Origin of the sequence: Microcoleus sp. C2D2 (genome assembly GCF_036702495.1) — a bacterium.
Lineage (GTDB): Bacteria > Cyanobacteriota > Cyanobacteriia > Cyanobacteriales > Microcoleaceae > Microcoleus.
Genome location: NZ_JAUBTO010000090.1, coordinates 23,767 through 33,845, shown reverse-complemented (window position 1 = coordinate 33,845; position 10,079 = coordinate 23,767). Strand labels below are relative to the sequence as shown.

General features: G+C 43.1%; 10 protein-coding genes. 7 read left to right on the top strand and 3 right to left on the bottom strand.

Features of this window, described 5'->3' with window-relative positions; genetic code table 11:
• Positions 1-141 precede the first annotated feature (141 nt).
• The 3 genes from QUB61_RS24880 (at position 142) to holA (ending at position 2,768) form a co-directional block, all read left to right on the top strand.
• The gene (locus tag QUB61_RS24880) at positions 142-936 is read left to right on the top strand and encodes a group II intron maturase-specific domain-containing protein (protein WP_333132759.1); all 795 of its coding nucleotides are present in this window, start codon (positions 142-144) and stop codon (positions 934-936) included.
• Between the two features lie 141 nt (positions 937-1,077).
• Positions 1,078-1,815, top strand: a complete 738-nt coding sequence (locus QUB61_RS24875) for a hypothetical protein (protein WP_333190155.1) — start codon at positions 1,078-1,080, stop codon at positions 1,813-1,815.
• Positions 1,812-2,768 carry a DNA polymerase III subunit delta gene (gene holA, locus QUB61_RS24870; RefSeq protein WP_333132760.1) on the top strand — a complete coding sequence of 319 codons (957 nt, stop codon included), beginning with the start codon at positions 1,812-1,814 and terminating at the stop codon, positions 2,766-2,768. Before QUB61_RS24875 ends, holA begins: the two co-directional genes overlap by 4 nt.
• Positions 2,769-3,020: 252 nt before the next feature.
• Here the strand turns inward: holA and QUB61_RS24865 are convergent, their stop codons facing one another.
• Positions 3,021-3,218: a hypothetical protein gene (locus QUB61_RS24865; protein WP_333132761.1), complete on the bottom strand. Its 198-nt coding sequence runs from the start codon at positions 3,216-3,218 to the stop codon at positions 3,021-3,023.
• Positions 3,219-3,487: 269 nt separating this feature from the next.
• Between QUB61_RS24865 and QUB61_RS24860 the strand changes: the two genes are divergently transcribed.
• The 3 genes from QUB61_RS24860 to QUB61_RS24850 are packed head-to-tail and all read left to right on the top strand — an operon-like array spanning position 3,488 to position 4,465.
• Positions 3,488-3,667 (top strand): DUF6932 family protein, encoded by a 180-nt coding sequence (locus tag QUB61_RS24860; RefSeq protein WP_333132762.1) that lies wholly within the window; start codon positions 3,488-3,490, stop codon positions 3,665-3,667.
• Positions 3,651-3,935 carry a DUF6932 family protein gene (locus QUB61_RS24855; protein WP_445243727.1) on the top strand — a complete coding sequence of 95 codons (285 nt, stop codon included), beginning with the start codon at positions 3,651-3,653 and terminating at the stop codon, positions 3,933-3,935. Before QUB61_RS24860 ends, QUB61_RS24855 begins: the two co-directional genes overlap by 17 nt.
• The gene (locus tag QUB61_RS24850; protein ID WP_194008899.1) at positions 3,932-4,465 is read left to right on the top strand and encodes a helix-turn-helix domain-containing protein; all 534 of its coding nucleotides are present in this window, start codon (positions 3,932-3,934) and stop codon (positions 4,463-4,465) included. Before QUB61_RS24855 ends, QUB61_RS24850 begins: the two co-directional genes overlap by 4 nt.
• Positions 4,466-4,799: 334 nt before the next feature.
• Here QUB61_RS24850 and QUB61_RS24845 read toward each other — a convergent pair whose 3' ends face one another.
• On the bottom strand, positions 4,800-5,402 hold the full coding sequence (locus QUB61_RS24845) for a hypothetical protein (RefSeq protein ID WP_333132763.1): 603 nt from the start codon (positions 5,400-5,402) through the stop codon (positions 4,800-4,802).
• Positions 5,403-5,536: 134 nt separating this feature from the next.
• A complete protein-coding gene (locus tag QUB61_RS24840; RefSeq protein ID WP_333190153.1) occupies positions 5,537-6,952 on the bottom strand; it encodes a transposase in 1,416 nt (471 codons plus the stop codon).
• Positions 6,953-7,376: 424 nt separating this feature from the next.
• On the opposite strand from QUB61_RS24840, the gene QUB61_RS24835 reads away from it, so the two are divergent.
• A complete protein-coding gene (locus QUB61_RS24835) occupies positions 7,377-10,010 on the top strand; it encodes a DEAD/DEAH box helicase (RefSeq protein WP_333132765.1) in 2,634 nt (877 codons plus the stop codon).
• Positions 10,011-10,079 lie beyond the last annotated feature (69 nt).

Here is a 10,079-nt window from a genome sequence, read left to right as displayed (position 1 = left end):
TAAGCCGGATGTGCTGAAAGGTACAAGTCCGGTTTTGAGGGGAGGGGGTTACAGCGATGTAATCCCTTTACCCGACTCATCCATGAGGATATAAACGTAGTCAAAAGATGTCAAGAGATAATTGCAGAATGGTTACGTGACATGGGATTAGAATTAAAGCCCAGCAAAACAAAATTAACCCACACCCTTAATGTATTAGATGGAAATGTTGGGTTTGAGTTTCTAGGATTTCATGTACAACAGCACAAGGTAGGAAACTACAGATGTGCAGACAACACAAATGGAACCCCGCTAGGTTTTAAAACACTAATCACTCCCTCCAAAGCTAAAGTTAAAACCCACCTAGCCAAGATTGCTAAAGTAATAGACACCCACAAGACTGCCCCACAAGCTGCTTTGATTAGCAGGTTAAACCCAATTATTAGGGGATGGTCAAACTATTACTCAACAGTCATTAGTAAGGAAACCTTTAACAAAGTAGACCATCTGACATGGCAGAAGTTAAGGGCTTGGGCGCGTAGCAGGGGAAAAGGTAACATCAACAAAGACAAATACTGGAGAACAGTAGGCGACAGAAATTGGTGTTTCAGTACCGAACACGGAATAGAACTAATGAACCATGCAGCGACACCTATCATTAGGCACGTCAAAGTCAAGGGTGAAGCTAGTCCATACAACGGCGACTGGATTTATTGGAGTAAGCGAAGAGGAGAATACCCAGAAACACCCACAAGGGTTGCAAATTTACTCAAGCGACAAAAGGGTATTTGTCCTCACTGTGGTTTGTACTTTACGAGTACAGACATTGTAGAAGTTGACCATATTAAACCAACTTCGCTAGGTGGAAAAGATACCTACGAGAACCTCCAACTTCTACATAAACATTGTCACGACACAAAGACGGCTAAAGATGGTTCCCGACAACAAGAGCCATGATAATAACCCGTTTTGAATCGTATCCATGACAAGGATGGAATTATCAAGGAGCCGTGTGAGGTGAAAGTCTCACGCACGGTTCTGAAGGAGAGGTAGGAGTGGTAACGCTCCTATCGACTCTAACTACTCTCTCAGCTTTCACTGCTAAACTCAGAGATTACCCTAACTCAAGTTGCAGAAGTATCTGGCAGCATCAGCGAGCAAGACTCGATCGCCCTTCTCAAAGCCATTCATTCTGGCGATACCTTAAGCGTACTGCAATCTTCGAGAACGCTCATTGACAGCGGCAAAACCCCTAAACTTATTCTCAGCAGCTTGCTAGCAGCAATGAGAGATTTGCTCATTGTCAAATCAACGCGCCACTGCCAGAATTTAATTGCAGGGCCAGTAGGCTATTCACAACTGCGCTCGCTCGCTCTTCATCTCGATTTTGAAACAATTGATGCGGCTTGTACACAATTGCAAAAATCAGAATTTCAATTGAGAACTAGCACCAATGCTGCTACTTGGTTAGAAGTCTGTCTGCTGAACTTGATGCTGTCTTGCAAACCCGCTGCCCCCGAAACGCGATTGCCGGCAACTTTCCCATCTAATCAGCCTGACAATTTTGATAAAACCCCTCAAAAAATAGAGGCAGATTCTCCTGACTTTGAGACAACTTGGGCGCAAGTAGTAGCAGCAGCGAAACCAGGCAATCGTAGCCTCTTAAACCGCGCTCAAATTGCCGAACTTTCGGCTGATTCATGTGTGTTAGCAGTAGAAAGAAAATACGCGAATAAGTTTCAAACTCACCTTGAATCCGTGCAGCGGATCGTTACTAAAGCTTTAGGCCGCTCTGTTACTGTTACTGTCAAACAACAGGAAGAGTTAGCAGCATGATTAGCATCCTAATTGGGAATGATACCTACGCAATTGAACGAGAAGTTGAAAATTTTAAGACTCAAACTCATCCTCTATGGCGAGATTTCAACATCCACCGCAGAAATGCTTCTTCCCTGGATGCAGCCCTCTCTGCTGCTGCTTCAGTTCCTTTCGGCGGTGGAAACAAACTTATTGTCGTTGAAAATTGCGATTTCAAGCAATTTGGAGAAATGGGGCTAGAATTGCTGCAAATCTTGCCCCAATTACCTGCTACAACGCACTTAGTCTTCACTGCTGCTGTTATCGACAAGCGACTCAAGGTAGTTAAGCATTTGTTGCAGTTTGGTAAACTTAAGGAATTTACTCTCATTCCCCCTTGGCGCACCGATTTAATTGAAAATGCGATCGCTGCTACTGCTAAACAGATGAATCTCTCAATTACCAGAGATGCTGTCACTTATCTAGCGGTAGCCATTGGCAACGATTCTGCTAGAAGAGTTAGTGAACTGGAGAAATTAGCCATTTATGCAGCGGGCGAGCGCATTACGAAAGAAGCAGCTTTTGCCCTCGTTCCAGCTACCACAGCCAGCTATTTTCAACTTGCCGAAGCTCTTTTAAAAGGTCAAGCAGTGGCGGCAATTAAGGTGCTTGATGAATTGCTATCTCGGGCAGAGTTTCCTTTAGCAATTATTGCCACTCTCCAAACTCAATTTAAAACTTGGCTGTGGGTAAAAGCTACTATCAATTCCGACCAACAACGTTCTGATAGCGAAATTGCTAGTATGTGCGGAATTAGTAACCCCAAACGGCTGTATTTCCTTAAGCAGGAGGTTAAGGAAGTATCTGCGAACTTCTTAAGTCGATCGCTCTCCATTTTGTTTGATTTAGAAATCGCTCTCAAAACAGGAGATAAGCCTGACTCGATGTTGCCTGCTTTGCTCAGCATCACTCAACTCACTCACCTTAAATAACAGGAAAGCGCTGCCGAGTTAATTCGGCAGCCTTTCATTAACTGCCTTGTTAAAAAAGCTGTTGTTTCATTACTTATCCAAGTTATTTTTTAACATGGTTGGCGTAATATAATGTACAATAAGTCCAGATTTGTTGCCAAATTTTACTGGAACTAAAGTCTAAGAGAGTCGCTTGCATCGAGCGGACTAAATAAAGTTTTGCTCGCTTTCCGCTTACCATATTTTTCTGTAAGGTAATTTCGTCAATGCGAGTTACAACCGACCCAGCAGGTGGAGTTGTATTGTTGGCCCGGATGCTTGTTGCAAGTCGTAGCTGTATGATGTGACGTTGCCAAATACATCTGTCATCGATTTGACCTGTTCCAAGGCATCATAAACTACTGATTGACTGTTACCTTGGGAAGTTCTGATAGCGATGATTAGGCCCTCCGAATCCTCGTCGTATTCCATCGTTTAGGTGTGAGTTTGACCGTTGAGTCTAAATGTAGTTGTGGCGACTTCTATTTGACCGTATTGAGTCGGAATATTCGGAACATTCGGTGTCGAATTAGACCTGAAAGTTAACTCAAAACCCTGCATCGCACCAGTCGCTTCTGTTACAACTTATTAATTATCACTCATAGCGATGGCTTTTTGCCTGCATATTCAGGTATGCTGAGGAAATCAATAGCTATAAAAACCGACAATAAAATTGTGTTAAAATGTAAAGGTGTGAGGGCATGATTCCCGAATTTGATGAGAACGGCAACTTGCCACCAGGAGTGTATTGGGTCGAATGGGAAGAATTCAAAGATCGCTTTGGAATAACACCACTTCGTACTCGCATGATAGATGGTTTGCAAATGGCATTCTTAGCAGCTAAAGGCAGCAGGATGCCGAACAATTTACATCAATGGTAGTTTTATTACTAGCAAACTAGCTCCTCAAGATTTTGATGCTTGTTGGGATAGAGAAGAGGTTGATATGAATTATCTAAAAACTCATGCTCCTCGACTGAGAAATTATGCAGATAGAGCCGCACAAAAAGCTCTTTATCGCGGTGAAATCTTTCCGTCCGACCAGCCAGTCGGTAGTTACGATCTAACTTCCTATGAATTATTTCAACGGGACAGAGAGCTGCATCCTAAAGGAATTATTGCTATAGATTTAGTAAGGTGGTCGCCATGATTAGAAATAAAAAGCAATATGAGTATACCCAAGAGTTAGCGAAAAGATGTGAATCTACGCTAGCCCAGTATGACGCCCAAGATGAAGAGGTGAAAAAGAACGATCCTTGGTGGTTAGTGATGCGTGAATCTATCCAAAGTCATCTGGATACTTTTAGGGCAGAAATAGCTGAGTATGAAAGATTGGTGGAGTGCGATCGCACTCTTGACCTCAAAATTGAAGTAGATTCGATTTTAGAGCTGCCAAGAGTCTTAATTAAAGCTCGAATTGCTGCGAAAATGACTCAAAAAGAACTTGCGGATAGACTGGGGCTGGAAGAAAATCGAATTAAGCAATACGAAGACTCAGATTATCAATGTGCGAGTTGGGTGGAAATTATCGATATTACTGAAGCTTTAGCGGTTGAGCTGAAAACAGCTAGTTTTGTGGTGGATTTTCAAGAGATGGAAGGGAGGAAAAGTTCTCTGGCTGAGTTTGTAGAACGACAGCGAAAGCAGTTAGAATTTAAAGCTCAGAGAGTCGAAAAATAGTCATTATTTATTGTCCAATACGGTTCATTTAAGACAGTCCGTTCAGTAAAACGATGTGAAAAACAGACGGGATTGCTTTCCTACCCTTCACCGAACGCCTTCGGCGAACGGATCGCGAAAGCTAACGCGAAGACGCTCGCAATGACAAAAACAGTTAACCCAAGCGTATTGAGTTATTGTCTAGATATCGCAGCAGTTTTTGAGGGTACAATCGCACTCTCATCTCTATTTGTATAAACTTCCGAGCCGCAATAAACTTACCCACTCTCATCATTATTAGACTTCCCAGTGAAAATCAGTTAACCGATCTACTCAAAAAACGTTTAATAGCAGCTCATCTTTCCTGCATCATCCAAACAAGAAAGCCCAAAATTTGCTCAACAGGAGGTAGTGGATAATCTGTAAGGTCAATGGACGCGCATTGCTCTTCTAGTTTAAGAAACCGCCAAACTGTACCGCTAGTTACCGTTCCGTAAATCGTCGATATCGGCTGTTGCTTTTGTTGATTAAAGCGTTGAGCTGCAACCATTTCTGCAAGGCATTGCCCTAGAGCCGGTTTAAGGTCTTCTTTTTTGGCTGACACCAATACAACCGCAGGGGCTTTAATGTAGAGTTGTTCCGGGGAACGACTCAGGAGAAAGTCAACATAGCCTGTGAGTTCAGCCTCCGGTTCTACATTGAATTCCTCGCCGGAAAAAACGCTAATCAGTCCTTGAAGCTGGCGTTTTACTTCTAGTAACACAGGATTGATAATCCCCTCAGAACGAGCTTTTTCGCTACTCACCGCGATCGCCCAGGGAATCGTTTCTTTAAGAGTATCCTGTAGTAAAACACTAGGAGTCACTGGGAGGATTTCTGGTAAAAAACGCGCTCCTTCAATGATTGTGAGATGAAAATCTTCTACAGCTTTGCTGAGAGTGAATTTACTGTAAGGCATAGGTTTATTATCCTTAATTGGATACTATAACATTTCTGGGTTAAATGAGGTACATCTAGTAATTGGTAAAGTGTACTGTACTAATTATATAGCCAGTCTAATTGACACTCTCAGCGCTAAAGCGACTGAGATTATTAAGATTTCGCAACCTTAATATCCTGATTGCTCAGGTTCCCAAACTCACCGCGTTTGCTCTTTGAGCGCGGTGATACCTTTTGGGCGTTTAGATGACTAGCACCAAGTTTCGCGGAGTCCCCACGTACTATTGTCAAAGCTCTATCTCTGATGGTTTTAGCAGCGCCAATATCAGCGTGTTCGTGATAGCCACATTCGACACAGATGAACTTTTCACCATCTCTATTCGACTTGTCAATATGACCGCAATTCCTGCATTCTTGGCTAGAGTGTTTAGGATTGATTTTAACTGTGATTTTTCCTTGCTTCACAGCAAGATACTCAATCTTTAAAATCAATTCACCCCAACCTGCATCAGAGATAGAACGATTCAAACCCTTCTTTCTAGATTGTCCATTCTTCAGGAATCTCCCATTGTCATTTTTCACCTTACATCGGCGCATCATCCCAGAGATGTTTAAATCTTCTAGGGCAATTACATCGACGTTGCGAGACACAATTTTGTCAGCAACTTTCCATTGATGCGCTTGGCGTTTATTACCAATCTTTTGATGAAATCGCCCAACTCTGATAGCCGCTTTTTTGCGGTTTTTGCTACCTTTGACCTTACGGCTAACTCGCCTTTGTCTAATTTTCAGAGTCCGCTTAGCTTTTTTGTTGGTTGCAAACTTGGGATTCTCGATTTGATGTCCATCAGAAAGGTGAACCAGCTTAGTTATTCCTAAATCGCATCCTATTACTTTGGGATTATCACTAAGAAGTTTAGCGCTGTATTCAGGTACAGATTTATCCTCTATTCTGATGGAAATATACCAACCATTTTGACGTTTTCTAACCGTGCAAGCCTTGATGGTAAATCCATCTGGGATTGAGCGAGAGTTATGAAATCGCATCCAGCCCAGTTTAGGGAGATAGATTTTATTGCCCTTTAGTTTTACGCCCATCACATAAGTAAAAGACGTAAAGTTGCTACGGTTTTTGAACCTGGGAAATCCTCTGCCTTCAAAGAAATTCTTATAAGCAGTGTCTAAGCGTTTAACATTCTGTTGTAGAACTGTTGAATCTATTTGAGCATACCAAGGTCTAGCAATTTTCAATTCTGGCAATGCTGTAATTTGAATGTCCGCCGCACTTCTACGGGGATTTCTAGCCTTACCTTCTTGATCAAACTTATCGTCTTTCCAGGGATTTCCGGTTGCGCCACTTTTGCTGACGAAACAGGTTAACGGTGAAACTTCGCCATAAGTTATAATATCGCAGTAGTCGCCTTGGATAAACTGTTGGCTGTATTGGGTAATTCTGTCATTTAGACACCAGTTGTAATGACTTCTAAGCATATTTACCCAAGCCGACATTTTTAAGACTTGCGTTTGATTGGGGCGCAATTTGTAAATATAGTTTGTTAGCAATCTCACTCACCTCCTTGTTCATATCTTAATATAGCAGTCGCCTTTTAAATATTAAGAATTCAGAAAAATTCACGGCGGTTTAAACCGCCCGTGCCGCTTACATCTCATGGCTAAAGCCGATGAGTTTTCCGCTTGCCGAACTTTTTTTATAAGTTTTGAAAAAAACAAGTTTTAAACGAATCGCGAAGCACGCGAAGGTTAGAAAGAGAAGAGAGTTTCACGACTCCTGCCAGACTCATTATAGTGCCTCACGAGGCGGGGCGTGAGCGCAGTGAGCCAGAGACCTACCGTTTCCCTAGTTCCTGAACCCAAACCCATAATTGCCACCAATTTCAGTCCGACTCCAGTTGGTTTTTTTGGAATTTCGTCTCTCGTTCTTTTTCCTACCTATCGGTAGTAAGAGAGAAAAGATTCATTCTTAGAGTGACCAATGCCTCCCAATTATATCAACCTTCTTTCCCAGCTAATAGCCAGACATGATTTTCACCAAAATAACTTTCCAGAAGCAAGCCACTTGCAGCCAACTGCAACAGCCGATTTGTGTGAGTTTTTAGGCGAAGAGGTTATTTATCAGACAATCGCGCCTGCTATAACTCCTAAGCTCTACAAAATTCCTCAAGACTTGCCGCCTTCAATAATTTCTGCTTTGCACCGCCAAGGCATTCAACAGCTTTATTCGCACCAAATTAAAACACTCAAAGCCGTGCGCCAGGGCAAAGATGTCATCCTCAGCACAGCAACAGCTTCTGGCAAATCTTTAAGTGCGTACTTGCCTATTTTAGAGGGCATTCTTCAACATCAATTTACTGCACTCTCTATTTATGGCTTGAAAGCTTTAACAGCCGACCAAAGTCAAAAACTTGCCGATTTGCTCCAACTGATTCCTGAGCCTGCGCGCCCGCGCCTTGCCCTTCTAACTGGCGATACTCCTCCCCAAACCAGAGAACAATTATTGGCTACAAATCCTAGCATAATCAGCGCAACACCAGAGTTAATTCACTATGCGCTGAAAGGGGTTCACTGGAGTCAGCCTTGGCAGCACTTTTTAAGTCGCCTCCGCTATATTGTCCTAGATGAAGCTCACACTTTTAACGGAGTTTACGGAGCTAACATGGCTAGCTTAATTCGCCGCTTAAAATTGGCAGTAGACGAGCGCGGAGGTTGTTCTCACAAACTGCAATTCCTGATGTTGAGTGCTACCGTTGGCAATCCCGTTAAATTAGCGAAGTTACTATCTGGTAGAAGTCGAAAGCGAAATCTCAATAAATCAGAGCGGTTAGTTTGGATTAACTCTAGTGGAGCTGCTGTCCCAGAACGGCAATTAATTGTTACTAAACCGACTCATGATGCTAATTCCGATGTTGCTCGCATTATTATGTTTTTGTTGCAGCAAGGGCAAAGCGGAATTTGCTTCGGTAACGGCAGACAAGCAATAAAGAACTTGTGGGCAACTTTTAAGCAAGAAGCAGTAACTCAAACTAACTCGGGAATTGAGTCGCAAGTAGCAATTTTCTACGGCAGTTTAACGAGCGAGCGCCGCATGGGAATTATTAACTCTTTGAAGTCAGGAACAGTTAAGTGTATCCTCAGCACCAGCGCTCTCGAAGCGGGAATTGATTTGCCTCAACTTGACTTTGCTATTATTAGGGGATGGCCGGGAAGCTTGCAAGCTTTCAGGCAGAGGGCTGGCCGAGCCGGTCGGACAAACTCCGGTTTAATTGTCTTCATTCCCATTGCACAATCACCTTTGGATAACTATTTTGCCGAGCGCCCTGAATTGTTGCTGTCGGCCGAATCTGAATTGGTGAGCTTTAATGCCAATTATCCCATAGATATTGCCAAACATTTGATGTGCGCGGCTGTCGAAACAGGCATTCGGGCCAATAAGCTCAAGCACTACTTTGGCAAGAGCGCTCATATAATTGCAACGGCTTTAATTGAGCAAGGTGTTCTTCACAGAAGCCGGGATAAATTATGGGCTAAAGGCTTTCCGCATAAAGATGTAAACTTTCGAGGGGGAACGGGTGCTAGCACGATACAACTGGTGGATGCGGATACTCAAGAAGAGATTGAACTCCTCAGTGCGGAGATTGCTTATCGAGAGGTATTTCCTGGTGCTATTTACCGCACGCAAAACTCAGACGGCTGTTTGGTGACTTATACTTCGCGCTCACTCTTGAATGGCAAAGCTATTTTGCAAAACACCCCTGAAACTCGACTGTTTACTGTAGCGATTAGCCACACTGATACCAGCCTCAAGCAGAATTTGAGTTTGCCTCAACAAATCCCGTTGGTCATTCCAGAAGTTGAAGGAAATGTTCAAACCAATTCAACGGATAGTAATGCAATTCCAGCTCAAGCTATTCTGTTTCTTGCTTGGGGGGAAATTAGCCAACTTGTCACTGGTTATCAATTATTGACTCGCAATTACCAGTTAACTTGTCTCAATAGAAAGTGCGTCAATTACAGAGAGCCTTTATCAAAATGTACTGCCTGTCCTGTTTGTGGCAAGAGAACTCGCTCTGCTGAGCTAACATCGGTTCTTAATGAGGTAAACTTTGAGCAACCTTACGAAATCAAATTTGCGACTCCTGTACTGCAAATTAGTTTTAATTCCCCGGTTGAATGTTACCTGCAACACGTAGTAACAGCTACTCGCCAGGAATTGCTTCAGTCTCAACAGCCGATTCCTCCCGGATATCAGCAGTTGTGGGAGTACCCCGCGAATTTGTTGGCTATTCACAGTTTCGGTCATCAAATTTTAGCAGCTTTACCTCTGACTATTTTGGCTTCACCTAATGATGTGAATTTTCTGGTAGAGAAGAGAGGTGCAAATGACTATGCAGGACTCTTTTACGATTTAGCCGAAGGGGGTTCGGGAACCTCGGAAGCTATTTTTCGTTCTCTCCCTCAATTAGCTCATGCGGCTGCTGAGTTAGCCCGCAGTTGTTCTTGCAGTTCTGGCTGTCCTAAATGTTTGATTCAGTCGGGATGCCCTGATGGTAACAAAGCTTTACTCAAGCAGGTGGGGCTGCTGCTGTGCGAAGCATTTTCTACTCCTTAAATATCAAAAAATTGGTGGAATAGACGGCTGAGAAAGGGGAATGGGGAGAGAGAAATAGGGAAAATGGGA

What these genes read in the sequence shown, in the direction of transcription:
- QUB61_RS24880 (WP_333132759.1), top strand. Translation starts at nt 142, where the DNA reads ATGGGATTAGAATTAAAGCCCAGCAAAACAAAATTAACCCACACCCTT.
- holA (WP_333132760.1), top strand. Translation starts at nt 1,812, where the DNA reads ATGATTAGCATCCTAATTGGGAATGATACCTACGCAATTGAACGAGAA.
- QUB61_RS24865 (WP_333132761.1), bottom strand. Translation starts at nt 3,218, where the DNA reads ATGGAATACGACGAGGATTCGGAGGGCCTAATCATCGCTATCAGAACT.
- QUB61_RS24860 (WP_333132762.1), top strand. Translation starts at nt 3,488, where the DNA reads ATGATTCCCGAATTTGATGAGAACGGCAACTTGCCACCAGGAGTGTAT.
- QUB61_RS24850 (WP_194008899.1), top strand. Translation starts at nt 3,932, where the DNA reads ATGATTAGAAATAAAAAGCAATATGAGTATACCCAAGAGTTAGCGAAA.
- QUB61_RS24845 (WP_333132763.1), bottom strand. Translation starts at nt 5,402, where the DNA reads ATGCCTTACAGTAAATTCACTCTCAGCAAAGCTGTAGAAGATTTTCAT.
- QUB61_RS24835 (WP_333132765.1), top strand. Translation starts at nt 7,377, where the DNA reads ATGCCTCCCAATTATATCAACCTTCTTTCCCAGCTAATAGCCAGACAT.